Origin of the sequence: Citrobacter sp. CK185, assembly GCF_030333565.1 — a bacterium.
Classification (GTDB): Bacteria; Pseudomonadota; Gammaproteobacteria; order Enterobacterales; family Enterobacteriaceae; genus Citrobacter_B; species Citrobacter_B koseri.
Map to the genome: position 1 here is coordinate 271,197 of NZ_JAOWFR010000022.1, position 23,195 is coordinate 294,391.

General features: G+C 54.4%; 25 protein-coding genes. 18 read left to right on the forward strand and 7 right to left on the reverse strand.

Going from position 1 to position 23,195, the window contains the following annotated elements:
• Positions 1 to 6: 6 nt before the first annotated feature.
• Complete coding sequence (locus tag OGV79_RS07035) at positions 7 to 816, reverse strand: DeoR family transcriptional regulator (protein ID WP_012135265.1); 810 nt, start codon at positions 814 to 816, stop codon at positions 7 to 9.
• A 249-nt stretch (positions 817 to 1,065) separates the two neighbouring features.
• On the opposite strand from OGV79_RS07035, the gene kbaZ reads away from it, so the two are divergent.
• The 10 genes from kbaZ to OGV79_RS07085 all read left to right on the forward strand — a co-directional run bounded on the left by kbaZ (position 1,066) and on the right by OGV79_RS07085 (position 11,301).
• Entirely contained in the window at positions 1,066 to 2,361 is a 1,296-nt protein-coding gene (kbaZ, locus tag OGV79_RS07040) for a tagatose-bisphosphate aldolase subunit KbaZ (protein ID WP_286468193.1), read from the forward strand.
• Between the two features lie 18 nt (positions 2,362 to 2,379).
• The gene (gene agaV, locus OGV79_RS07045) at positions 2,380 to 2,853 is read left to right on the forward strand and encodes a PTS N-acetylgalactosamine transporter subunit IIB (RefSeq protein WP_012135267.1); all 474 of its coding nucleotides are present in this window, start codon (positions 2,380 to 2,382) and stop codon (positions 2,851 to 2,853) included.
• Between the two features lie 10 nt (positions 2,854 to 2,863).
• Complete coding sequence (gene agaW / locus OGV79_RS07050; RefSeq protein ID WP_012135268.1) at positions 2,864 to 3,643, forward strand: PTS N-acetylgalactosamine transporter subunit IIC; 780 nt, start codon at positions 2,864 to 2,866, stop codon at positions 3,641 to 3,643.
• Complete coding sequence (gene agaE, locus OGV79_RS07055; RefSeq protein WP_012135269.1) at positions 3,633 to 4,511, forward strand: PTS N-acetylgalactosamine transporter subunit IID; 879 nt, start codon at positions 3,633 to 3,635, stop codon at positions 4,509 to 4,511. The genes agaW and agaE overlap by 11 nt, the downstream gene beginning before the upstream one ends.
• A 17-nt stretch (positions 4,512 to 4,528) precedes the next feature.
• Positions 4,529 to 4,963, forward strand: a complete 435-nt coding sequence (gene agaF / locus OGV79_RS07060) for a PTS galactosamine/N-acetylgalactosamine transporter subunit IIA (RefSeq protein WP_049008851.1) — start codon at positions 4,529 to 4,531, stop codon at positions 4,961 to 4,963.
• Positions 4,960 to 6,093: an N-acetylglucosamine-6-phosphate deacetylase gene (gene nagA / locus OGV79_RS07065; RefSeq protein WP_286468195.1), complete on the forward strand. Its 1,134-nt coding sequence runs from the start codon at positions 4,960 to 4,962 to the stop codon at positions 6,091 to 6,093. Before agaF ends, nagA begins: the two co-directional genes overlap by 4 nt.
• A 299-nt stretch (positions 6,094 to 6,392) precedes the next feature.
• Positions 6,393 to 7,538: an AgaS family sugar isomerase gene (locus OGV79_RS07070; RefSeq protein WP_104868150.1), complete on the forward strand. Its 1,146-nt coding sequence runs from the start codon at positions 6,393 to 6,395 to the stop codon at positions 7,536 to 7,538.
• A gap of 12 nt (positions 7,539 to 7,550) precedes the next feature.
• Positions 7,551 to 8,423, forward strand: a complete 873-nt coding sequence (gene kbaY / locus OGV79_RS07075) for a tagatose-bisphosphate aldolase subunit KbaY (protein ID WP_275147644.1) — start codon at positions 7,551 to 7,553, stop codon at positions 8,421 to 8,423.
• Positions 8,424 to 8,544: 121 nt separating this feature from the next.
• Positions 8,545 to 10,116, forward strand: a complete 1,572-nt coding sequence (malX, locus tag OGV79_RS07080) for a maltose/glucose-specific PTS transporter subunit IIBC (RefSeq protein ID WP_130028099.1) — start codon at positions 8,545 to 8,547, stop codon at positions 10,114 to 10,116.
• A gap of 12 nt (positions 10,117 to 10,128) precedes the next feature.
• Complete coding sequence (locus tag OGV79_RS07085; protein WP_110493759.1) at positions 10,129 to 11,301, forward strand: MalY/PatB family protein; 1,173 nt, start codon at positions 10,129 to 10,131, stop codon at positions 11,299 to 11,301.
• A 95-nt stretch (positions 11,302 to 11,396) separates the two neighbouring features.
• Here OGV79_RS07085 and rsmI read toward each other — a convergent pair whose 3' ends face one another.
• A complete protein-coding gene (rsmI, locus tag OGV79_RS07090; protein WP_047461036.1) occupies positions 11,397 to 12,260 on the reverse strand; it encodes a 16S rRNA (cytidine(1402)-2'-O)-methyltransferase in 864 nt (287 codons plus the stop codon).
• A gap of 62 nt (positions 12,261 to 12,322) precedes the next feature.
• Between rsmI and OGV79_RS07095 the strand changes: the two genes are divergently transcribed.
• Genes OGV79_RS07095 through dolP form a run of 4 tightly spaced genes read left to right on the forward strand, consistent with a single transcriptional unit; the run spans position 12,323 to position 15,917 of the window.
• Positions 12,323 to 14,368, forward strand: coding sequence for a penicillin-binding protein activator (locus OGV79_RS07095; protein ID WP_286468196.1), 2,046 nt, complete (start codon positions 12,323 to 12,325; stop codon positions 14,366 to 14,368).
• Positions 14,326 to 14,721: a YraN family protein gene (locus tag OGV79_RS07100; protein ID WP_047461029.1), complete on the forward strand. Its 396-nt coding sequence runs from the start codon at positions 14,326 to 14,328 to the stop codon at positions 14,719 to 14,721. The genes OGV79_RS07095 and OGV79_RS07100 overlap by 43 nt, the downstream gene beginning before the upstream one ends.
• Positions 14,722 to 14,741: 20 nt before the next feature.
• Positions 14,742 to 15,332 carry a DnaA initiator-associating protein DiaA gene (diaA, locus tag OGV79_RS07105; protein WP_012135279.1) on the forward strand — a complete coding sequence of 197 codons (591 nt, stop codon included), beginning with the start codon at positions 14,742 to 14,744 and terminating at the stop codon, positions 15,330 to 15,332.
• A 9-nt stretch (positions 15,333 to 15,341) separates the two neighbouring features.
• A complete protein-coding gene (gene dolP, locus OGV79_RS07110) occupies positions 15,342 to 15,917 on the forward strand; it encodes a division/outer membrane stress-associated lipid-binding lipoprotein (protein ID WP_012135280.1) in 576 nt (191 codons plus the stop codon).
• A 179-nt stretch (positions 15,918 to 16,096) separates the two neighbouring features.
• Here the strand turns inward: dolP and OGV79_RS07115 are convergent, their stop codons facing one another.
• The 3 genes from OGV79_RS07115 to OGV79_RS07125 all read right to left on the reverse strand — a co-directional run bounded on the left by OGV79_RS07115 (position 16,097) and on the right by OGV79_RS07125 (position 18,433).
• Positions 16,097 to 17,134 carry a permease gene (locus OGV79_RS07115; protein ID WP_110493757.1) on the reverse strand — a complete coding sequence of 346 codons (1,038 nt, stop codon included), beginning with the start codon at positions 17,132 to 17,134 and terminating at the stop codon, positions 16,097 to 16,099.
• A gap of 190 nt (positions 17,135 to 17,324) precedes the next feature.
• Positions 17,325 to 17,960: an NAD(P)H-binding protein gene (locus OGV79_RS07120; protein ID WP_058668149.1), complete on the reverse strand. Its 636-nt coding sequence runs from the start codon at positions 17,958 to 17,960 to the stop codon at positions 17,325 to 17,327.
• Between the two features lie 32 nt (positions 17,961 to 17,992).
• Complete coding sequence (locus OGV79_RS07125) at positions 17,993 to 18,433, reverse strand: YhbP family protein (RefSeq protein ID WP_012135284.1); 441 nt, start codon at positions 18,431 to 18,433, stop codon at positions 17,993 to 17,995.
• A gap of 52 nt (positions 18,434 to 18,485) precedes the next feature.
• Between OGV79_RS07125 and OGV79_RS07130 the strand changes: the two genes are divergently transcribed.
• Positions 18,486 to 18,788: a GIY-YIG nuclease family protein gene (locus tag OGV79_RS07130; protein ID WP_024130980.1), complete on the forward strand. Its 303-nt coding sequence runs from the start codon at positions 18,486 to 18,488 to the stop codon at positions 18,786 to 18,788.
• Here OGV79_RS07130 and OGV79_RS07135 read toward each other — a convergent pair.
• Both OGV79_RS07135 and ubiT read right to left on the reverse strand, forming a co-directional pair.
• Positions 18,775 to 19,278, reverse strand: a complete 504-nt coding sequence (locus tag OGV79_RS07135) for a GNAT family N-acetyltransferase (protein ID WP_286468197.1) — start codon at positions 19,276 to 19,278, stop codon at positions 18,775 to 18,777. The two genes, OGV79_RS07130 and OGV79_RS07135, sit on opposite strands and share 14 nt — an antisense overlap.
• Complete coding sequence (gene ubiT, locus OGV79_RS07140; RefSeq protein WP_071257756.1) at positions 19,272 to 19,796, reverse strand: ubiquinone anaerobic biosynthesis accessory factor UbiT; 525 nt, start codon at positions 19,794 to 19,796, stop codon at positions 19,272 to 19,274. The genes OGV79_RS07135 and ubiT overlap by 7 nt, the downstream gene beginning before the upstream one ends.
• Positions 19,797 to 20,016: 220 nt before the next feature.
• On the opposite strand from ubiT, the gene ubiU reads away from it, so the two are divergent.
• From ubiU to OGV79_RS07155, 3 genes are all read left to right on the forward strand, one after another.
• Positions 20,017 to 21,012: a ubiquinone anaerobic biosynthesis protein UbiU gene (gene ubiU / locus OGV79_RS07145; protein ID WP_012135289.1), complete on the forward strand. Its 996-nt coding sequence runs from the start codon at positions 20,017 to 20,019 to the stop codon at positions 21,010 to 21,012.
• 8 nt (positions 21,013 to 21,020) lie between these two features.
• Positions 21,021 to 21,899, forward strand: a complete 879-nt coding sequence (locus OGV79_RS07150) for a U32 family peptidase (protein ID WP_286468198.1) — start codon at positions 21,021 to 21,023, stop codon at positions 21,897 to 21,899.
• Positions 21,900 to 22,139: 240 nt separating this feature from the next.
• On the forward strand, positions 22,140 to 23,147 hold the full coding sequence (locus OGV79_RS07155; RefSeq protein WP_047461014.1) for a luciferase-like monooxygenase: 1,008 nt from the start codon (positions 22,140 to 22,142) through the stop codon (positions 23,145 to 23,147).
• The last annotated feature ends 48 nt before the right edge of the window (positions 23,148 to 23,195 follow it).

The window sequence follows — 23,195 nt, forward strand, 5'->3', positions numbered from 1 at the left end:
ACTGAATTACGCGTTCACCAGAATCACTTCAATACCGCTCTTGCGTAAACCTTCCAGACTGTCGACAGGAATACCTTCATCCACAATGATGGTATGAATACGCTGCGTATCAATGATCTTATGCAGACTGGAGCGGTTAAACTTCGTGGAGTCCGTGACGACAATGATGCGCTCGGCCACTTCACACATCCGGCGGTTAAGTCTGGCTTCATCTTCATTGTGCGTGCTGACGCCACGCTCTAAATCAATGGCATCGACCCCCAGAAACAACATATCGAAATGGTAATTCTGTAGCGACTGCTCTGCCTGGTCACCATAAAATGACTGCGACTGGCGGCGCAGATGCCCACCAGTCATCAGCAGTTCCACTCCCTCAGCTTCCAGCAATGCATTGGCGACATTCATGCCATTGGTCATGGCGATGATATCCGTATGCTGGCGCATCATGCGCGCGATTTCATATGTCGTGGTGCCTGAGTCAAGGATCACCCGGTGTCCGGGTTTAATCAGCGAAACCGCTGCCTGGGCGATACTGCGCTTTACAGCGGTATTGAGTGAACTTTTATCTTCCACCGAAGGCTCAATACCCGGAGTATTGCTGTCGCAAATTAACGCGCCGCCATACGCACGCACGGCAATCCCCTGTTTTTCGAGAAAAGCCAGATCGTTACGGATGGTCACGGTGGAGACGCCGAATAAGACGGAAAGATCGTTAACCTGTACGCTTCCCTGCTGTCGCAACCGCTGGATAATTTGCTCCCGCCTTTCGCTGGTAGCGGTAATGCGCTTATCCGCAGAAGAATCAGTACTGCTCATAAAAAATCCTTTAATCAAATCTTTCGTTTCATTTCGATTTTTCTATTAACGCCTTTCTTTTACTGGAATGCAAGCCCCCATACCTGCAAGCCATAAGACGACGTATCGCTGAAACCTTTCATTATGTTTCTTTTGTGAAACAGATCCGAAAACCAATATCTTTCGTTTTATTTTTATAGCGTCTTGCACCAGTATCAGATGAAACAAAATGAAAGACACTTGTCTTAAGCATTCAACCTGGAGAGGAAAGTGAAACATCTAACAGAAATGGTGGAGCAGCATAAACGAGGGAACACAAATGGGATTTATGCCGTTTGTTCTGCGCATCCACTGGTGCTGGAAGCCGCTATACGTTATGCCCATGCAAACCATACCCCACTGCTGATTGAAGCCACCTCTAACCAGGTTGACCAGTTCGGGGGTTATACCGGCATGACGCCCGCCGATTTTCGCGGCTTTGTTTACCAGCTGGCCGACTCACTTAATTTTCCACAATCACAGTTGATTCTGGGCGGCGATCACCTCGGCCCCAACCGTTGGCAAAATCTGCCTGCCGCCCAGGCGATGGCAAATGCGGATGATTTAATAAAGAGCTACGTGGCGGCCGGGTTTAAAAAGATCCATCTCGATTGCAGCATGTCCTGCGCCAACGATCCGATACCGTTAACCGATGAGATCGTTGCTGAGCGCGCCGCGCGACTGGCGAAGATCGCAGAAGAAACCTGCCGTGAGCATTTTGGCGAATCCGATCTGGTTTACGTGATCGGTACTGAAGTTCCGGTTCCCGGCGGCGCGTATGAGACATTGACTGAACTGGAAGTAACAACACCTGACGCGGCACGAGCCACGCTGGAAGCGCATCGTCATGCATTTGAGAAACAGGGACTGAGCGCCATTTGGCCTCGCATCATCGGGCTGGTTGTACAACCGGGCGTTGAGTTCGACCATACGCATATCATTGATTACCAACCGCAAAAAGCCATCGCGTTGAGTGCAATGGTAGAAGCGTATGACACGCTGGTGTTTGAAGCGCACTCCACGGATTACCAGACGCCACAGTCGCTGCGCCAGCTGGTGAAAGATCACTTTGCGATTCTGAAAGTCGGCCCGGCCCTCACCTTTGCCCTGCGCGAAGCGTTATTCTCGCTGGCCGCAATTGAAGAAGAGCTGTTACCCGCCAAAACCAGCTCTGGTCTGCGCCATGTGCTGGAAAGCGTGATGCTCGATCGCCCGGAATACTGGCAGAGTCACTACCACGGCGACGGCAACGCACGCCGCCTGGCGCGTGGTTATAGTTATTCCGATCGCGTTCGCTATTACTGGCCGGATCAGCAGATTGATGAGGCGTTTGCACGGCTGGTTCGCAACCTGGCGGATGACCCCATTCCACTGCCGCTCATCAGCCAGTATTTGCCGCTACAGTACGCCAGAGTGCGCGAAGGGGATCTCAACGCAACGCCGCGAGAGCTCATTATCAGCCACATTCAGGACGTACTACAGCAGTACCACGCCGCCTGCCAGGGCGTTACATCCCAAAACGCATAACAACGAAGAGGAAACGCTATGCCAAACATTGTATTGAGTCGAATTGACGAACGTTTAATCCACGGCCAGGTCGGCGTGCAGTGGGTTGGGTTTGCGGGGGCAAATCTGGTACTGGTCGCCAATGATGAAGTGGCTGAAGACCCGGTACAGCAAAACCTGATGGAGATGGTGCTGGCGGAGGGGATCGCCGTACGTTTCTGGCCGCTGCAAAAAGTGATCGACAATATCCATCGCGCTGCCGATCGACAGAAAATTCTGCTGGTCTGCAAGTCGCCAGCGGATTTCCTCAAGCTGGTGGAGGGCGGCGTTCCCGTAACACGTATCAATGTAGGCAACATGCACTATGCCAATGGCAAACAACAAATTGCCAAAACGGTTTCTGTCGATGCTAACGATATTACGGCATTTAATGGCCTGAAAACCGCCGGTGTCGAATGCTTCGTACAGGGCGTTCCGACAGAACCCGCTTTGGATCTCTTTAAACTACTCTGAGGGATTCACAATGGAAATCAGTCTGTTGCAGGCTTTTGCGTTGGGTATTCTCGCCTTTATCGCAGGCCTGGATATGTTCAACGGGTTAACGCATATGCACCGTCCGGTGGTGCTTGGGCCGCTGGTCGGCCTGATTCTGGGCGATCTGCATACCGGTATTTTGACGGGTGGTACGCTGGAACTGGTGTGGATGGGCCTGGCACCTTTAGCTGGCGCACAGCCGCCAAACGTGATTATCGGCACGATCGTGGGAACGACGTTTGCGATTACGACCGGCGTGAAACCCGATGTCGCCGTGGGTGTCGCCGTACCGTTTGCCGTCGCCGTACAAATGGGGATTACCTTCCTGTTCTCAGTGATGTCTGGCGTAATGTCCCGATGCGACCGTATGGCGGCTAACGCTGACACCCACGGCATTGAACGAGTCAACTATCTGGCGCTGCTGGCGTTAGGCATCTTCTACTTCCTCTGCGCCTTCCTGCCGATTTACTTTGGGGCGGAACATGCGAAAACCGCCATTGATGTGCTACCGGAACGTCTGATTGACGGGCTTGGCGTCGCAGGCGGCATTATGCCTGCTATCGGTTTCGCCGTACTGCTGAAAATCATGATGAAAAATGTCTATATTCCCTATTTCATCATCGGTTTCGTTGCCGCGGCCTGGCTCAAACTTCCGGTGCTGGCCATCGCCGCTGCGGCCCTCGCAATGGCATTGATCGACCTGCTGCGTAAATCTCCTGAACCGACTCAACCTGCGGCACAGAAAGAGGAATTCGAAGATGGCATCTAATCAAACCACGCTACCAAACGTCTCCGACACTGACGAGACGCTGCTGTCCGGCGTAAACGAAAACGTCTATGAAGACCAAAGTATCGGCACTGAACTGACGAAAAAGGATATCAACCGCGTGGCCTGGCGTTCCATGTTGTTGCAGGCTTCCTTTAACTACGAGCGTATGCAGGCATCTGGCTGGCTGTACGGTTTACTGCCCGCCCTGAAAAAGATCCATACCAACAAACGCGATCTGGCGCGTGCCATGAAAGGCCATATGGGTTTCTTCAACACCCATCCATTTCTGGTGACGTTTGTGATCGGCATTATCCTCGCGATGGAGCGCTCCAAGCAGGATGTGAACAGCATTCAGAGTACCAAAATTGCCGTTGGCGCCCCGCTCGGCGGAATTGGCGATGCGATGTTCTGGCTGACATTGCTGCCCATTTGCGGCGGTATTGGAGCCAGTCTCGCACTGCAAGGTTCTATCCTCGGCGCCGTCGTCTTTATTGTTCTGTTCAACGTGGTTCACCTCGGCCTGCGTTTTGGCCTGGCGCACTATGCTTATCGGATGGGGGTCGCGGCCATTCCGCTTATCAAAGCGAACACCCGGAAAGTGGGTCATGCGGCGTCTATCGTTGGGATGACGGTGATTGGCGCGCTGGTGGCAACCTATGTTCGTCTGAACACCACGCTTGAAATCAAGGCCGGTGATGCGGTTGTTAAATTACAGGCCGATGTTATCGATAAGCTCATGCCCGCGTTTTTACCGCTGGTCTATACCTTGACCATGTTCTGGCTGGTACGCCGCGGCTGGAGCCCGCTACGCCTTATTGGCATCACCGTCGTTTTGGGTGTAGTCGGTAAATTCTGTCACTTCCTGTAAAGACAAAGAGGTTTGAGATGTTAGGCATTATTTTGACGGGGCACGGCGGATTTGCCAGTGGGATGGAAAAAGCGATGAAGCAGATCCTTGGCGAGCAGTCGCAATTTATCGCCATCGACTTCCCGGAAGCATCAACGACCGCGCTGCTCACCTCACAGCTTGAGCAGGCCGTTGATGAACTGGACGACCGGGAGGATATCGTGTTTCTGACTGACCTGTTGGGCGGTACGCCTTTTCGGGTGGCATCAACACTGGCGTTACAGAAACCGGGACGGGAAGTGATCACCGGCACGAATTTACAGCTCCTTCTGGAGATGGTGCTGGAACGCGAAGGATTAACCAGCGAAGCCTTTCGCCAGCAGGCGCTGGAGTGCGGGCATCGCGGCCTGACCAGTCTGGTGGATGAGCTGGGGCGCTGTCGCGAAGAAAACGCCATAGAGGAAGGGATATGAGCCAGTTGCTGCGCGCCCGACGCGTGTTGACCGAGCAGGGCTGGCTTGACGATCACCAACTCCGTATTGAGAAAGGCGTTATTGCGGCAATAGAGCCCGTTCCCCCAGGAATCACAGTGCGTGATGCAGAGCTACTGTGCCCGGCATATATTGATACTCATGTTCACGGTGGCGCAGGTCTGGATGTCATGGACGACGCGCCGGAGACGCTCGATAAACTGGCGTTGCATAAAGCGCGCGAAGGCGTGGGAGGTTGGCTTCCCACGACGGTCACTGCACCGTTGGATGCTATCCGCAATGCGCTGGAACGTATTGCCCGGCGCTGTCAGTCCGGCGGCCCCGGCGCGCAGGTGCTGGGTAGTTATCTGGAAGGTCCCTGGTTCACGCCGCAGAACAAAGGGGCTCATCCGCCTGAACTGTTTCGTGAATTGGATCTTGCCGAGCTGGACGACCTGATAGCCGTCTCACAGAACACCTTGCGCATCATCGCGCTGGCGCCGGAAAAACCTGGCGCACTGCAAGCAATTCAACATCTCAAACAACGCGGCGTACGCGTCATGTTAGGCCATAGCGCGGCAACGTACGAACAGACCTGCGCCGCATTTGATGCCGGTGCAGACGGGCTGGTGCATTGTTTTAACGGTATGAGTGGATTACACCATCGGGAACCAGGAATGGTGGGCGCCGGGTTAACCAATACGCGTGCGTGGCTGGAGCTTATCGCCGACGGGCACCATGTCCATCCTGCGGCACTGCGTCTGTGCTGCGGCTACGCGAAAACGCGGGTTGTATTAATCACCGATGCGATGCGCGCAGCAGGTATGCCTGACGGGCAATATGATATTTGCGGCTACGACGTCGAAATGCGTGGCGGCATTGTACGCACCGCGTCCGGTGGGCTGGCGGGCAGTACGCTCTCGATTGATACCGCCGTGCGAAATATGGTCAAACACGCTGGCGCGACGCCAGAAGAGGCTATCCATATGGCCTCACTGCATCCTGCCCGCCTGCTTGGCATCGATCGTCAGTTGGGATCGATCGAGCCAGGCAAATGCGCCAGCCTCATCGCGCTGGACAATGGCCTGCATCTCCAGCGTGTCTGGATTCAGGGGCAGCCCTTTGCCTTGTAGACCTTTCATTCTCTGTCATATTGGCCTTAGACGTAACGTCATGAGGCCTTTCTTTTTCTTTCGCTAAGGAAATCCTTAGATAACGTAAGTTAAAGCCAACACGTTATATATCAATGAGATAACCACACCCTTCGTTTCACCGATCACATTTTTCGTTTTATTTCACTTTGCATCATTGAACTTTCGATTTCTTTTCTATAGATTTTATTTAACTGAACAGCAGAACAAGTGAAACGAAACGAAAGTCACAGGCACAGTACCAACGGCTGAGTGGAGTTCACAAGACTAAGGACTATGTTATGCCAGAAACTCGCACCTCCGTTACCGGCACCTGGACGGAAGAAGAGATCCGTCAACAACCGGCCAGTTGGATCCGCTCACTCAATAACATCAGCAGTATTCGATCGGCCATTGATCGTTTCCTGACGCCATTGCTGTGCAAAAACGATCTGCGGATCATACTGACCGGCGCAGGCACTTCCGCGTTTATCGGCGATATCATCGCCCCCTGGCTTTCACGCCACACCGGGAAAAACATCACGGCCGTACCCACCACTGACCTCGTCACAAATCCAATGGATTACCTGACGCCCGCACATCCGTTACTGCTGGTCTCCTTCGCCCGCTCCGGCAACAGCCCGGAAAGCGTTGCCGCCGTTGAGCTGGCAAATCAGTTTGTGCCTGAGTGCTATCACCTTTCGATCACCTGCAATGAAGCCGGAAATCTGTATCAAAATGCCGTCGACAGCGATAACGCCTTCGCATTGTTGATGCCTGCTGAAACGCACGATCGCGGCTTTGCGATGACCAGCAGCATCACCACCATGATGGCGAGCTGTCTGGCGGTGTTCGCACCCGATATGATCAACAACCAGACCTTCCGCGATGTTGCGGATCGCTGCCAGACGATCCTCACCTCGCTCGGTGATTTCAGCAAAGGTGTTTTTGGCAATGAGCCCTGGAAACGGATCGTTTACCTCGGTAGTGGCGGGTTACAGGGCGCTGCGCGTGAATCTGCGCTCAAAGTTCTGGAGCTGACAGCCGGTAAGCTGGCTGCATTTTACGACTCGCCGACGGGTTTCCGTCACGGCCCGAAATCGCTGGTTGATAACGAAACGCTGGTCGTGGTGTTTATCTCCAGCCATCCCTACACCCGTCAGTACGATCTCGATCTGTTAGCGGAACTGCGACGCGATCAACAGGCACTGCGCGTCGTCGCAATCGCCGCTGAAAGCGATCCTGTCATCGACGCAGGCCCACATATCCTGCTGCCGCCATCGCGCGCTTTTATTGATACAGAACTGGCTTTCTGCTTCCTGATCTACGCGCAGGTGTTCGCACTCACGCAATCCATCAGCGTCGGAAACACCCCGGACACCCCATCCGCCAGCGGCACGGTTAACCGTGTGGTGCAAGGTGTTGTTATCCATCCCTGGAATGCCTAAGAGGATCGCATCATGAGCATTATTTCCACCAAGTACCTCCTGCAAGATGCCCAGACGAAAGGTTACGCTGTCCCTGCATTCAACATCCATAACGCCGAAACGATCCAGGCGATCCTCGAAGTTTGCAGTGAAATGCAATCCCCCGTGATCCTCGCCGGGACGCCTGGCACCTTTAAGCACATTGCGCTGGAAGAGATCTACGCGCTATGCAGCGCTTACTCCGACAGCTATGACATACCGCTGGCGCTGCATCTCGATCACCATGAGTCGCTGGAAGATATCCGCCGCAAGGTCAATGCCGGCGTACGCAGCGCCATGATCGACGGTAGCCACTTCCCGTTTGAAGAAAACGTGAAGCTGGTGAAATCGGTGGTGGATTTCTGTCACGCGCGCGATTGCAGCGTGGAAGCTGAACTGGGACGTCTGGGCGGCGTGGAAGACGACATGAGCGTCGATGCAGAAAGCGCCTTCCTGACCGATCCGCAGGAAGCGAAACGTTTTGTCGAACTCACCGGTGTCGACAGCCTCGCTGTGGCAATCGGTACTGCACACGGCCTTTACACCAAACGTCCTAAAATCGATTTCCAGCGTCTGGCTGAGATTCGCGAAGTGGTTGATATCCCACTGGTGCTGCACGGCGCAAGCGATGTACCTGATGAGCTGGTGAGACGGGCCATTGAACTCGGCATATGCAAAGTGAACGTTGCAACGGAGTTGAAAATCGCTTTCGCCGCAGCGGTTAAAAAATGGTTCAGTGAAAACCCTGATGGCAACGATCCGCGTTATTACATGCGCGTAGGCATGGATGCGATGAAAGACGTCGTCAGAAGTAAAATAACGGTTTGCGGATCCTACAAAAAGTTACTGCAACCTTCGCATTGTTAATCTTTGTTTTCGAATTGAATCAATAAACATATAAAAACAACTTACTTCGCAATTTCAAAAGGTCATGATTAATTCCTCATGACCTTCATATTATACTGATGAAAATCATGGAGTACTCTACATGACACAGGAAAAGTCCTTTAAATCGAGGTTATGGGAATTCTTTCAAAGCCTGGGTAAAACATTTATGTTCCCCGTATCGCTGCTTGCATTTATGGGGTTATTATTAGGTGTAGGCAGTTCAATTACCAGTCCGTCGACAATAAAAAGCTTTCCATTCCTGGGAGGAGAACTTACCCAATTAACTTTTGGTTTTATTGCAATGGTAGGTGGATTTGCTTTTACTTATTTACCTGTCATGTTTGCTATTGCTATTCCAATGGGAATGGCTAAACGAAATAAAGCCGTTGGCGCTTTTTCAGGTTTTGTCGGCTATATGCTGATGAATATGAGTATCAATTATTACCTGACCGCAACACACCAGATTGCGGATGCCGCGACAATGAAACAGGTCGGGCAATCCATCGTATTAGGCATTCAGACATTAGAGATGGGCGTGCTGGGCGGCATCATCGCTGGCGTTATCACCTATTTCCTGCACGAGCGTTTCCAGGATACCGTCTTGCATGACGCTTTCGCTTTCTTTAGCGGCATTCGTTTCGTCCCTATTATCACCTCGCTGACAATGTCTCTGGTGGGGTTAGCGATTCCATTACTCTGGACCTACGTCGCGATGGGTATTGCCGGTATCGGGCATATCATTCAGAGCACCAGCGTATTTGGCCCATTCTTATACGGTGTAGGCGTGCTGCTGCTCAAGCCTTTCGGCCTTCATCATATCCTGTTAGCTATGGTGCGTTTCACCCCGGCTGGCGGAACGGAGTTCGTTAACGGCCATGAAGTCGCCGGGGCGCTCAATATTTTTTATGCCGAGCTGAAGGCTGGCCTCCCCTTCAGCCCACATGTAACGGCCTTCTTATCTCAGGGCTTTATGCCGACATTTATTTTTGGTTTGCCTGCCGTAGCATATGCTATCTACAGAACGGCCAAACCCGAAAACCGCCCGGTGATTAAAGGACTGTTACTTTCCGGTGTTTTAGTTTCGGTTATCACTGGTATCTCCGAGCCTATTGAATTTTTATTTCTCTTTATTGCCCCAGCGCTGTATGTCTTCCATATTGTAATGTCTGGGTTGGCTTTGATGGTCATGGCAATTCTTGGTGTCACCATTGGTAATACGGACGGCGGCATTCTGGATTTGTTAATTTTCGGTGTGATGCAAGGAACATCAACGAAATGGTATTTATTATTCCCGGTTGGTATCGTTTGGTTTGGGATCTACTTCTTTGTTTTCCGCTGGTACATTCTTAAGCATGATATTAAAACACCTGGCCGTGAGGACTCTTCAGATGATGCAGCCCAGGCTGTTGCAGCAAATACCAAAGCACGCGGCAAATCAAAATATGATCACGGTGTTATTTTGAATGCGCTGGGTGGGAAAGAAAATATCGATTCTCTGGATAACTGTATTACCCGTTTACGCCTGGTGGTGAAAGATATGTCCAAAGTGGATCAACAAACATTAAAAAACGCCGGGGCGCTCTCCGTCGTTGTACTGGATGCGCATAGCGTTCAGGTCATTATTGGGCCACAGGTGCAAAGCGTGAAAACAGGCATTGAAGCCTTAATCTAACAGGAGTCTGGAATGTTCGATTTCGACAGTATCATCGAGCGTCAAAGTGATAAATGCCGCAAGTGGGATCATCCGTTTGTCTGCTCGCGGTTTGGCGCCGTACCAAAAGACTTTATTCCGCTATGGATTGCGGACATGGATTTCACCTCACCTCCTGCGGTGATTGACGGCTTCCAGCGTATCGTCCAGCACGGAACATTTGGCTACACCTACTGTTTCGATGCGTTTTATGACGCGGTCATTACCTTCCAGTATGAGCGCCATCAGGTAAATGTTCAGCGTGACTGGATCACGCTAACCTACGGCACCGTTTCTACACTGCACTACACGGTTCAGGCATTCTGCCAACCGGGCGATAGCGTGATGATGAATACGCCGGTCTATGACCCTTTTGCGATGGCGGCGCAGCGGCAGAATGTGCATGTTCTCGCCAGCCCGCTTCGCGTGGAAGAGAACCGCTATCATCTTGATGTTGAATTGATCGAAGACCAGCTTAAAACGCATCGTCCAAAGCTATGGTTCTTCTGTTCGCCGCATAACCCTTCAGGAAGGATCTGGCGTGCGGATGAGATCCGTCTGGTCTCTGATTTATGCAAACGCTATGGCGTAATCCTGGTCGTTGACGAAGTCCATGCCGAGCACATTCTTGATGGTAAGTTCGTCAGTTGCTTGTCATCGGGGTGCGCCGCACTGGATAACGTTATTGTCCTGACCTCGCCCAACAAAGCTTTCAACTTAGGCGGGCTGAAAACCTCTTATTCCATCATCCCGAATGAGACGCTGAGGCAGCGTTTTCGCCAGCAGCTTGAGAAGAACTCCATCACCTCGCCGAATATCTTCGGTGTCTGGGGAATCATTCTTGCCTATCAGCAGGGGCTTGCATGGCTGGATGCGCTGAATGGATATCTGCGCGGCAACGCCGTATATCTGGCTGACGCCATTAAGACCCACTTTCCCGACTGGAAAATGATGACACCGGAATCGTCATATCTCGCATGGATTGACGTGAGTGCGGATGAGCGCAGCGCAACGCAACTGACACAGCACTTTGCTCAACAGGCAGGAGTGGTGATCGAAGATGGCAGCCACTACGTGCAAAACGGTGAAAACTATTTACGGATTAACTTCGGCACCCAGCGCTATTGGCTGGAACACGCCATCGACAGGATGCTGAAGCATTACTAATCCTTGTACAAACAGTGTTACCCCACCGGGTAACACTGTTTTTCCTCTGATGCGGCCAGCCAGGGCAGTAAATGGCGGCCGCCCGACTTTCACACTTACTCCCCCTGCTGCTCCAGCGCATACTTATACAGCGCGTTCTTTTTCACGCCGTGGATTTCGGCGGCAAGGGCGGCGGCCTTTTTCAGCGGCAATTCCGCCTGTAATAACGCCAGCGTTCGCAGCGCGTCGGCAGGAAGCGCATCGTCCTGGGCTTTGTGCCCTTCGACAATCAGTACCATTTCCCCCTTGCGGCGGTTTTCGTCCTCTTTCACCCATGCCAGCAGTTCGCCGACCGGCGCGCCGTAAATGGTCTCCCAGGTTTTGGTCAGCTCACGCGCCAGCACCACGTAGCGAGATTCTCCCCACACGGCGACCATATCTTCCAGGCTGTCCAGCAAACGGTGTGTGGATTCATAAAAAATCAGCGTCCGTGGTTCTGCTTCAATCGCTTTCAGCGCATCACGGCGGCCTTTCGATTTCGCGGGCAGAAAACCTTCATAGCAAAAACGATCGGACGGCAACCCGGCGGCGCTCAGCGCGGCAATCGCGGCGCACGGTCCCGGCAACGGAACCACACGGATGCCGGCTTCACGACAGGTGCGCACCAGATGGTAACCCGGATCATTGATCAATGGCGTTCCGGCATCAGAAACCAGCGCAATGTTCTGCCCCTCTTTTAGCTTCGCCACCAGCGTCTCGGCTTTTTGCTGCTCATTGTGGTCATGTAAAGCGAACAAACGGGCGTTAATCGCGAAATGTTGTAACAATAGTCCGGTATGACGAGTGTCTTCAGCGGCAATTAAATCAACGGCTTGCAAAACTTCGAGCGCTCGTTGGGTAATATCAGCCAAATTCCCGATAGGAGTAGGTACAATATAGAGTTGGCCCTGAGAATTATCCGCCGATTCGTTTTGTTTCATTGTGTCGTCCGTATTGCCGATTTAATATTGAGCATTGCGTAAAAAATATCACTGGATACAGTATGGTACCCTCAACATTTTCTCGTTTGAAAGCCGCGCGCGCGCTGCCTGTCATTCTGGCAGCATTGATTTTCGCGGGCTGTGGCACCCAGGCGCCGGATCAAAGTGCTGCCCATATGCAGGGCACGGCACAAGCTGATTCCGGCTTTTATCTGCAACAAATGCAGCAAAGTTCAGATGATAGCAAGACCAACTGGCAATTACTCGCCATTCGTGCACTGCTGAAAGAAGGCAAAAGCCAGCATGCCATCGAATTATTCAACCAGTTGCCGCAAAACCTGAACGATGCGCAGCGTCGCGAACAGTCGCTGCTGGCGGTTGAGATCAAACTGGCGCAGAAAGATATCGCCGGCGCGCAGGCGCTGCTGGAAAAACTCACTCCGGCTGATTTGGATCAGAACCAACAGGCGCGTTACTGGCAGGCGAAAATTGATGCCAGCCAGGGCCGCCCTTCTCTTTCACTGCTGCGCGCGTTAATCGCCCAGGAGCCGCTGCTGTCTGCAAAAGACAAGCAGAAGAACATGGACGCCACCTGGCAAGCGCTCTCCTCTATGACCCAGGAACAGGCTCAGGCGCTGGTCATTAACGCAGATGAAAACGTCCTGCAAGGCTGGCTGGATTTACAGCGTGTCTGGTTCGATAACCGTAACGACCCGGACATGATGAAAGCCGGGATTGCTGACTGGCAAAAACGCTATCCGCAAAATCCAGGGGCAAAACTGCTGCCCACGCAACTGGTCAATGTGCAAAGCTTTAAACCGGCTTCCACCAGCAAAATCGCCCTGCTGCTGCCGTTGAACGGCCAGGCCGCCATTTTTGGCCGCACCATTCAGCAAGGTTTTGAAGCGGCGAAAAATCTGGGGACGCAACCGGTGGACGCGCAGCCTGCCACTGCGCCTGTCGCGGAACCGACAGCGTCGGCAGAACCTGCCCAGCAGCAAGCCGCTGACGGCGTCGCCAGCCCTTCCCAGGCGGCGGTGAACGATTTAACCGGCGACGAACAAACGCAGCCTGCCGAACAACCGGTAAGCGCCCCGGCGCAGACCGCTACGGCGAGCGCACCGGCCAACCCTTCCGCTGAACTGAAAATCTACGACACCACCTCTCAACCGCTGGATCAGATCCTCACGCAGGTTCAGCAGGACGGCGCCAGCATTGTTGTCGGGCCGCTGCTGAAAAATAACGTTGAAGAGCTGATCAAAAGCAATACGCCGCTGAATGTCCTGGCGCTTAATCAGCCTGAGAAGGTGCAGAACCACGCCAATATTTGCTACTTTGCCCTCTCACCTGAAGATGAAGCCCGCGACGCGGCGCATCATATTCACGACCAGGGCAAACAAAATCCGCTGTTGCTGATTCCACGCAGCGGGCTGGGCGATCGCGTGGCGAATGCTTTCGCTCAGGAGTGGCAGAAGCTGGGCGGCGGCACGGTGTTGCAGCAGAAATTCGGTTCTACCGCTGAGCTGAGAATGGGCGTCAACGGCGGCTCCGGCATTGCCCTGACGGGCAGCCCTGTCGCCGCCAGCCAGCCCTCACAGCCGGGCGTCACCATTGGCGGCCTGACGATTCCAGCACCACCGACAGACGCGCAGATCACTGGCGGCGGCGGTCGCGTTGACGCGGTCTACATTCTGGCGACGCCGGAAGAGATCGGGTTTATTAAACCGATGATCGCCATGCGTAACGGCAGCCAAAGCGGCGCAACGCTGTACGCCAGCTCGCGCAGCGCGCAGGGCACTTCCGGCCCCGACTTCCGTCTGGAGATGGAAGGCTTGCAGTACAGCGAGATCCCAATGCTGGCCGGTAGCAACATGCCGTTAATGCAGCAGGCGCTCGGCGCCGTACGCAACGACTACTCCCTTGCCCGTATGTACGCGATGGGCGTAGACGCGTGGTCGCTGGCGAACCACTTCTCGCAGATGCGCCAGGTGCCGGGTTTTGAAATTAACGGTAATACCGGGGCGTTAACCGCCACACAGGATTGCGTGATTAACAGGAAGTTATCATGGCTCAAATACCAGCAAGGGCAAATCGTCCCCGCCAGTTAACGAGTAAACAGACCGGCGACGTGTGGGAAGCCGCCGCACGCCGCTGGCTGGAGAGCAAGGGACTGCGTTTTGTTGCCGCCAACGTGCGTGAGCGCGGCGGCGAAATCGATCTGATAATGCGTGACGGAAAAACCACGGTCTTTGTTGAGGTTCGTTATCGCCGCTCGGCACAGTTTGGCGGCGCGGCCGCCAGTGTGACCTGGAGCAAACAACACAAATTATTACAGACCGCCCGCTTGTGGCTTGCTCGCCACAATGGGAGTTTTGATACTGTGGATTGCCGGTTCGATGTGTTAGCCTTCACCGGAAATGATGTTGAGTGGTTTAAGGATGCCTTTAACGACCGCTCATAATTGAAGATTTAAGGATTAGCGTGCTCGATAGAATTAAAGTCTGCTTTACAGAAAGCATTCAAACGCAAATTGCTGCGGCAGAAGCTCTCCCGGATGCAATTTCCCGTGCCGCCATGACGCTGGTTCACTCCCTGCTCAACGGCAACAAAATTCTCTGTTGTGGTAATGGTACTTCCGCCGCCAACGCACAGCATTTTGCTGCCAGCATGATCAACCGTTTTGAAACAGAACGTCCCAGTTTACCCGCTATTGCACTTAATACCGATAATGTGGTCTTAACAGCGATTGCCAACGATCGCCTGCATGATGAAATCTATGCAAAACAGGTCCGTGCGCTGGGCCATGCCGGTGATGTTTTATTGGCGATTTCTACGCGTGGCAACAGTCGCGATATCGTTAAGGCCGTTGAGGCCGCCGTCACTCGGGATATGACCATTGTGGCGTTGACAGGCTATGACGGGGGCGAGCTGGCCGGGTTATTAGGGCCGCAGGATGTTGAAATCCGTATTCCCTCGCACCACAGCGCGCGCATTCAGGAAATGCATATGCTGACGGTAAACTGCTTGTGCGATTTGATCGACAACACGCTTTTCCCTCACCAGGATGATTAAGGAGTACATATGAAGGCATTTTCGCCACTCGCAGTCCTTATTTCTGCGTTGCTGTTGCAAGGTTGCGTCGCTGCCGCGGTGGTTGGAACCGCCGCTGTGGGTACGAAAGCCGCAACCGATCCACGTAGCGTTGGCACCCAGGTGGATGACGGAACCCTGGAGCTGCGCGTAAACAGCGCGCTGTCGAAAGACGAACAAATCAAGAAAGAAGCGCGCATCAACGTAACGGCGTATCAGGGCAAGGTATTACTGGTGGGTCAGTCGCCGAATAGCGAACTCTCCTCGCGGGCAAAACAGATTGCGATGGGTGTCGATGGGGCGACGGAAGTGTATAACGAAATCCGTCAGGGCCAGCCGATTGGTCTTGGTACAGCTTCGAACGATACCTGGATCACCACCAAAGTGCGTTCGCAGCTGTTGACCAGCGATCAGGTGAAATCGTCCAACGTAAAAGTGACGACCGAAAATGGCGAGGTTTTCCTGTTGGGTCTGGTCACCGAGCGTGAATCAAAAGCCGCTGCGGACATCGCCAGCCGGGTCAGCGGTGTGAAACGAGTCACCACCGCCTTTACGTTTATCAAATAACCCGCCGTTTTAGCCGGATGGCGGCTAACGCCTTATCCGGCCTACGGGAAGTACCATTTGTAGGCCCGGTAAGCGCCAGCGCCATCGGGCATTGAGCCGGATGGCGGCTTTGCCTTATCCGGCCTACAGGAAGTGCCGTTTGTAGGCCGGGCAAGCGAAGCGCCCCCGGCATTTCCACTTCACACCAGCGCAATACTTCCCACTATCACCCCAGAAATCGCCACCAGTACGCCTGTAAGCCACAACGCTTTTGCCGGGAAGGCTTTACGCAGCATAATCAGCGACGGCAGACTCACCGCCGGCAAGGTCATCAGCAGCGCCAGAGCAGGCGCGGTTCCCATTCCTGCCAGCATCATCGTTTGTACAATCGGAATCTCTGCGGCGGTAGGGATCACAAACAGGCATCCCGCGACGGCCATCGCAATAACCCACATCAGCGTATTATCAACTGCGCCATCGGCATGCGGGAACAGCCAGACGCGCGCCGCGCCTAATACCAGTACCGCTAGGATATAAACCGGGATCGTACTCCAGAACAGCGACCACAATGCCTTTCCCCAGCGAGCAAAGAATCCGCCCTGCGGTTCAGATACGGTGATCTCCTGAGGAATGTCTACCTGCGGCGACTCTTTCACCCATTTCTGCACCAGCGTCGCCACCACCAGCACCATCGCCAGCCCGGCAACCAGACGAATAGCCGCAAAATGCCAGCCGAGCACAAAGCCCATAAACACCAGCGTTGCCGGGTTTAACAGCGGATTACCCATCCAGAACGCCAGCGCGCCGCCCATAGAAACCTGCTGGCGACGCATTCCCGCCGCCACCGGCGCGGCGCAACAGGTACACATCATGCCAGGCAACGAGAACAGGGTGCCAAACAGCGTGCCGCGAAAACGCGACTGCCCCAGCGTACGTAGCAGCCAGTCGCGCGGGATCAACACCTGAATCAGCGAACCGAGGATCACCCCCAGCACCGCCGCCTTCCAGACCGCGATAAAATAGATCATCGCGTAGTCCCAGGCAGCTCGCCACGGGTTCGCATCCGCCTGCGCCAGAATAGATTTACCGATACTGTGCGTTTCCGCAGCCGTGAAGGCTTTGCCGTAATAAGGCTGCCATTTCACATACCAGAGGCCAACGATAACGACGAGAAAGAAGAGTGCGGGTTTCCACCATTGAAATGGCGTCACCGCCTGAGATGAAGACTGACCAGCCATAGCATTCCCCAGGAAGTTATTGAGACAATTAAGCCCGTGAATACTACGCCTTTGGGAAATGTTTGGAAACGTCGTTTTTTATCGGATGGGGGCAAAATGCCCGGTGGCGCTCGCGCTTATCGGGCCTGGAGAACGCCACGAAATCCCATGTCGGATAAGGCGTTAGCCACCATCCGGCAGTGAACAGATGCTATAACGCCCTTTCCCGCAACCGGGATGAGGTCAGGATGGTAACGCCTTCTTGCTCCGGCGCCAGAGCCTCCTCCAGCATCGCACGCGCCACATCTCTGGCGTCGATGGATTTCCAGTTTCCCGGCAGCAGCCGGAACAGCGGCGCAAACAGCGTTTCATTCATCCGGTGTTTAGCTCTGTCGCCAAGCAACATGGAGGGACGCGCAATCGTCAGGCGCGGCCATTGCTGGGCGATTAACGCCTCTTCCATTTCACCTTTGACCCGGTTATAGAAAAACGGCGATCGCGCATTTGCGCCCATCGCGCTCACGACCAGCATATGTCGGGCGCCCAGCCGCCGCCCCGTCAGCGCGGTATCCACCACCAGCGTATAATCCGCATGAATAAACGCCTCTTTGCTTCCGGCCTCGCGGCGAGTCGTTCCCAGACAGCAAAAAACAATGTCCACCGGATCGGTCACCTGCGCCAGCGCATCGGTCAGTTGAGGATCGTGAGGATTATAAACGCCGACCATATCCGCCAGAGGGCGGCGTGTGGGCGCGGCTATCGAATGAATCCTGGGTTCATTAAGCAACATCCGCAGGAGGTGTCCTCCCACCAGCCCCGTCGCCCCTGTAATTAACACCTGAGTCATCGCGCGCTCCATAACCTCAACCATTCATCTAACTATAGGCTACGGATCGGGCTGCGTAGCCAGTGCATTTTTTTGCCAAATCCCAACGTGTTGTCAGTGAATTTAATTTCATCCAGGCGGATTTCCCATACTGGCGCAGGCAACATTCTGGCGACAGGAAAGCGGCGGAGATAGGCCTGACGCGCCGCATCGCTTTCCTCGCCCTCAAGCTTGCGGATCTCCCCTTTAAACTGTATTCCGCGAATCCGCGCCACCGTTTTCGGCTGACCGTTGACCGTTCCGGCAACGGGCGCGCGCGGGCCGGACATCTGCGCATGGCGCGTTTTCTCTTCCGTGAGTACATAAAACGCAACCTTTTGCGCATCAAACAGATAAAACGCGTTTGCGCACCAGAGTTCGCCCTCATGCTGAACGCACCAGGTGACCACATGCTGCTTTGCCAGCCAGCGGCTTATCGCGGTGAGTGTTTCCATCGTTATTCTCTCTTATACTGGGCATCTGAAAATTAACACGCTAATGGTCATGATGACACCCTGGTATCTGTATCTGATCCGCACCGCAGACAATGCCCTCTACACCGGGATTACGACCGATGTAGCGCGCCGCTATAAGCAGCATCAAAGTGGTAAAGGCGCAAAAGCGTTGCGCGGAAAAGGGGAACTCACCCTGGCGTTTTCGGCGCAGGTCGGCGAGCGCTCGCTTGCCCTGCGCATGGAGTATCGCATCAAGAGACTCACAAAGCGCCAGAAGGAGCGCCTCGTGACAGAAGGTGAAGGGTTTGAGGCGCTACTGGCCAGCCTGCAAACCCCAACGCTTAAAAGCGATTGAAATGGTCGTGGTATTCCACCAGGCCCGTCACGCCGTCCAGCGCGTCTTCTGCCAGGCGGTGTACCTGGAAAGCGCTTTCGGTGCCCGGCCAGCGGCAGTGAAGATCGTAATGCGCCGCCAGTTCAAAACCTAAACGGCTGTACAATGCCGGCTCGCCTAGCGTGACGACCGCCGCATAGCCAAACTCGTTGAGTGAATCCAGTCCTTCGTAGACCAGTTGGCGCGCAAGCCCTTGTCCACGGTAGTTTTCATCTACCGCCAACGGCGCCATTCCCACCCATTGCAGGTCTTCACCCTGTACATCGACCGGACTAAACGCCACATAGCCAACCACCTGACCTTCGTCGTCAGTGGCGACCAGACCCAGCGTCAGGAAGCCATCTTCGCGCAGGTCATGCACCAGCTTCGCTTCCGCATCGCTTTCGAACGTGCGGCGCAGCAAAGCGTCGATACCGGGCGCGTCAATGGGAATTTCAACTCGAATCAGCATGGTTCACCTACCGAGGTCTGTTTGGTTTCTGGCGAGGTTTTCATACCCGCCTCAACAAAATCCGCCAGTTGCAGCAGCATAATGCGTAACGCTTTCGGCATCTGCTCCAGTTCGATGGCGTCCATCAGGTTTTTCACATACAGCCCTAACTCTGTATCGCCTTCAATGACCAGACGACGCTGGAAGAAGAGCGTATCAGGGTCCTGCTTACGCGCCGCAATCATCAACAAGTCGCTGGCATCGGCGCTAAAGCTCACGTCGGCCTCAGCGTTCTGACTGACAATCAGTTTGCCGTTCTCAACAGAGGTGTACCATCTGAGGTCAATATCACGCACCGTAATACTTAACCAACGGCCTTCGAGGAACTCAAGCTCCCCATCTGCCAGCGCCTGACGAAATTGCCAGCTCAGAACCTGTTCCAGAACCTGGCGCTTCAGCGCAAAGGGCGTCAGTTTAACCGGAACACTCATCAGAGACGGGCCAAAATGTACTAAGCGTGAACGCAGTTTATCCAACACGAGCTTTACTCCCTGTTTCAATAATCCCGTTATTTTGCCATATCAGATAAACGACATAGCGGCGTAAATCAACAATTCGATACGAAATTGTTACCCAGTTATAGGTGTAACCAATACGCCTTTAACTGCCTTAAATCAAAAATTGTCGCAGCAAGGTTAACTAAAATCTCTCTTCGTTAACAATTTTGCGGCCTGGACGGCGCAACATTCAGGAATAATTATGGAGCTGCTCTGCCCTGCCGGAAATCTCCCGGCGCTTAAGGCGGCCATTGAGAACGGTGCTGATGCCGTTTATATCGGGCTAAAAGATGATACTAACGCCCGTCACTTCGCCGGTCTTAATTTTACTGAGAAAAAATTGCAGGAAGCGGTGAATTACGTCCATCAACATCGCCGTAAACTGCACATCGCGATTAACACGTTTGCACACCCGGATGGATATGTTCGCTGGCAGCGTGCCGTGGATATGGCGGCGCAACTGGGCGCAGATGCGCTGATCCTGGCCGACCTTGCTATGCTTGAGTATGCAGCAGAACGCTATCCGCATATTGAGCGCCATGTCTCTGTTCAGGCATCGGCAACGAATGAAGAAGCAATTAACTTCTACCATCGCAACTTTGACGTTGCGCGCGTCGTCCTGCCGCGCGTGCTTTCCATTCATCAGGTGAAACAGCTCGCCCGCGTCACGCCCGTGCCGCTGGAGGTCTTCGCCTTCGGCAGCCTGTGCATTATGGCGGAAGGCCGTTGCTACCTCTCCTCTTATCTGACGGGTGAATCCCCCAATACCGTCGGCGCCTGCTCTCCGGCCCGCTTCGTGCGCTGGCAACAGACCCCTCAGGGGCTGGAATCGCGCCTGAACGAGGTGCTCATCGACCGCTATCAGGACGGTGAAAACGCCGGTTATCCAACGCTGTGTAAAGGTCGCTATCTGGTTGATGGCGAGCGCTACCACGCGCTGGAAGAACCTACCAGCCTCAACACGCTGGAACTGCTGCCTGACCTGCTGGCGGCGAATATCGCCTCGGTGAAAATTGAAGGGCGTCAGCGCAGCCCGGCGTATGTCAGCCAGGTGGCAAAAGTGTGGCGTCAGGCGATCGACCGCTGCATGGCCGACCCGCAAAACTTCGTCCCGCAAAGCGCCTGGATGGAGACGCTTGGCTCCATGTCCGAAGGCACTCAGACCACGCTTGGCGCGTATCACCGTAAATGGCAGTGAGAGAAGCAATGAAATATTCCTTAGGGCCGGTGCTTTACTATTGGCCGAAAGAGACGCTGGAAGCATTTTATCAGCAGGCCGCCACCAGCAGCGCCGACGTGATTTACCTTGGCGAAGCGGTATGCAGCAAACGCCGCGCCACCAAAGTGGGCGACTGGCTTGATATGGCGAAATCCCTTGCCGGAAGCGGCAAGCAGGTCGTGCTCTCCACGCTGGCGCTGGTACAGGCCTCCTCTGAATTAGGCGAACTAAAACGCTATGTGGAAAACGGCGACTTCCTGCTGGAGGCCAGCGATCTCGGCGTCGTGAATATGTGCGCCGAGCGCAAGTTGCCGTTTGTCGCCGGTCATGCGCTTAACTGCTATAACGCGGTAACGCTGCGTCTGCTGCTTAAACAGGGCATGGTGCGCTGGTGCATGCCGGTCGAGCTTTCCCGCGACTGGCTGGTGAATCTGCTGAACCAGTGCGATGAGCTCAGCATCCGCAATCAGTTTGAAGTGGAAGTGCTGAGCTACGGTCATCTGCCGCTGGCGTACTCCGCCCGCTGTTTTACCGCACGTTCGGAAGACCGCCCGAAAGACGAGTGTGAAACCTGCTGCATCAAGTACCCGAACGGGCGCAACGTGTTGTCGCAGGAGAATCAGCAGGTGTTCGTGCTTAACGGTATTCAGACCATGAGCGGCTACGTTTATAACCTCGGCAACGAACTGACCTCCATGCAGGGGGTGGTCGACATTGTGCGCCTTTCCCCGCTGAGTACGGAGACATTCGCCATGCTCGACGCCTTCCGCGCCAATGAAAACGGCAGCGCGCCGTTGCCGCTGGCCGCGCACAGCGACTGCAACGGTTACTGGAAACGCCTGGCCGGTCTGGAACTACAGGTGTAACTGAACCTTGCCGGATGGCGGCATAAATGCCTTATCCGGCCTACGGTTGGACTGATAAACTTTTGCCGGATGGCGGCATAAATGCCTTATCCGGCCTACAATGCGTTTGTAGGCCTGATAAGCGAAGCGCCATCAGGCAGTTGATGTTTGCGCCCCGCCTTATACCGCTCACTTTGTTAACAACGGTAATCAAATTTTAATGCAGTATTAAATGATTCACCGACGACAAAGTGAGCCGTTATGACTGACAAAACCATTCCATTCTCGCTGCTGGATCTGGCACCGATCCCCGAAGGCTCCTCTGCGAAAGAGGCCTTCTCACACTCACTGGATCTCGCCCGTCTGGCAGAGCGGCGCGGCTATCACCGCTACTGGCTGGCGGAACATCACAACATGACCGGTATCGCCAGCGCGGCGACATCGGTGCTGATTGGCTATCTGGCCGCCAATACCACCACATTGCATCTGGGTTCTGGCGGGGTGATGCTCCCCAACCACTCGCCGCTGGTTATCGCCGAGCAGTTCGGTACGCTGAATACGCTCTATCCTGGACGGATTGATCTGGGCCTGGGGCGCGCGCCGGGAAGCGATCAGCGCACCATGATGGCGCTACGTCGCCATATGAGCGGCGATATTGATAATTTCCCGCGCGACGTCGCTGAACTGGTGGACTGGTTCGACGCGCGCGATCCCAATCCACATGTACGCCCGGTTCCGGGCTATGGCGAGAAGATCCCGGTGTGGCTGCTGGGTTCCAGCCTGTACGGCGCACAGCTGGCGGCGCAGCGTGGTCTGCCGTTCGCCTTCGCCTCCCACTTCGCGCCCGATATGCTGTTCCAGGCGCTGCATCTCTATCGCACCCAGTTCAAGCCGTCCGCGCGGCTGGAAAAACCGTATGCGATGGTGTGCATCAATATCATCGCCGCTGACAGCAATCGCGATGCGGAATTTCTGTTTACCTCTATGCAGCAGGCGTTTGTGAAACTGCGTCGCGGCGAGACCGGGCAGCTACCCGCGCCAATTCAAAATATGGATCAGTTCTGGTCGCCGTCCGAGCAATATGGCGTGCAGCAGGCGCTGAGCATGTCGCTGGTGGGCGATAAAGCCAAAGTACGTCACGGGCTGGAATCTATTCTGCGCGAAACGCAGGCGGATGAGATTATGGTCAACGGGCAGATTTTCGATCATCAGGCGCGGCTGCATTCGTTTGACCTGGCGATGCAGGTGAAAGAAGAGTTGGTGGGGTAGTACGTTGTTTTGCCCGGTGGCGCTTCGCTTACCGGGCCTACGAGATTG

Coding starts and splice junctions, on each gene's coding strand:
- OGV79_RS07035 (WP_012135265.1), bottom strand. CDS start 816: ATGAGCAGTACTGATTCTTCTGCGGATAAGCGCATTACCGCTACCAGC.
- agaV (WP_012135267.1), top strand. CDS start 2,380: ATGCCAAACATTGTATTGAGTCGAATTGACGAACGTTTAATCCACGGC.
- agaW (WP_012135268.1), top strand. CDS start 2,864: ATGGAAATCAGTCTGTTGCAGGCTTTTGCGTTGGGTATTCTCGCCTTT.
- agaE (WP_012135269.1), top strand. CDS start 3,633: ATGGCATCTAATCAAACCACGCTACCAAACGTCTCCGACACTGACGAG.
- agaF (WP_049008851.1), top strand. CDS start 4,529: ATGTTAGGCATTATTTTGACGGGGCACGGCGGATTTGCCAGTGGGATG.
- nagA (WP_286468195.1), top strand. CDS start 4,960: ATGAGCCAGTTGCTGCGCGCCCGACGCGTGTTGACCGAGCAGGGCTGG.
- OGV79_RS07070 (WP_104868150.1), top strand. CDS start 6,393: ATGCCAGAAACTCGCACCTCCGTTACCGGCACCTGGACGGAAGAAGAG.
- kbaY (WP_275147644.1), top strand. CDS start 7,551: ATGAGCATTATTTCCACCAAGTACCTCCTGCAAGATGCCCAGACGAAA.
- malX (WP_130028099.1), top strand. CDS start 8,545: ATGACACAGGAAAAGTCCTTTAAATCGAGGTTATGGGAATTCTTTCAA.
- OGV79_RS07085 (WP_110493759.1), top strand. CDS start 10,129: ATGTTCGATTTCGACAGTATCATCGAGCGTCAAAGTGATAAATGCCGC.
- rsmI (WP_047461036.1), bottom strand. CDS start 12,260: ATGAAACAAAACGAATCGGCGGATAATTCTCAGGGCCAACTCTATATT.
- OGV79_RS07095 (WP_286468196.1), top strand. CDS start 12,323: ATGGTACCCTCAACATTTTCTCGTTTGAAAGCCGCGCGCGCGCTGCCT.
- OGV79_RS07100 (WP_047461029.1), top strand. CDS start 14,326: ATGGCTCAAATACCAGCAAGGGCAAATCGTCCCCGCCAGTTAACGAGT.
- dolP (WP_012135280.1), top strand. CDS start 15,342: ATGAAGGCATTTTCGCCACTCGCAGTCCTTATTTCTGCGTTGCTGTTG.
- OGV79_RS07115 (WP_110493757.1), bottom strand. CDS start 17,134: ATGGCTGGTCAGTCTTCATCTCAGGCGGTGACGCCATTTCAATGGTGG.
- OGV79_RS07120 (WP_058668149.1), bottom strand. CDS start 17,960: ATGACTCAGGTGTTAATTACAGGGGCGACGGGGCTGGTGGGAGGACAC.
- OGV79_RS07125 (WP_012135284.1), bottom strand. CDS start 18,433: ATGGAAACACTCACCGCGATAAGCCGCTGGCTGGCAAAGCAGCATGTG.
- OGV79_RS07130 (WP_024130980.1), top strand. CDS start 18,486: ATGACACCCTGGTATCTGTATCTGATCCGCACCGCAGACAATGCCCTC.
- OGV79_RS07135 (WP_286468197.1), bottom strand. CDS start 19,278: ATGCTGATTCGAGTTGAAATTCCCATTGACGCGCCCGGTATCGACGCT.
- ubiU (WP_012135289.1), top strand. CDS start 20,017: ATGGAGCTGCTCTGCCCTGCCGGAAATCTCCCGGCGCTTAAGGCGGCC.
- OGV79_RS07150 (WP_286468198.1), top strand. CDS start 21,021: ATGAAATATTCCTTAGGGCCGGTGCTTTACTATTGGCCGAAAGAGACG.
- OGV79_RS07155 (WP_047461014.1), top strand. CDS start 22,140: ATGACTGACAAAACCATTCCATTCTCGCTGCTGGATCTGGCACCGATC.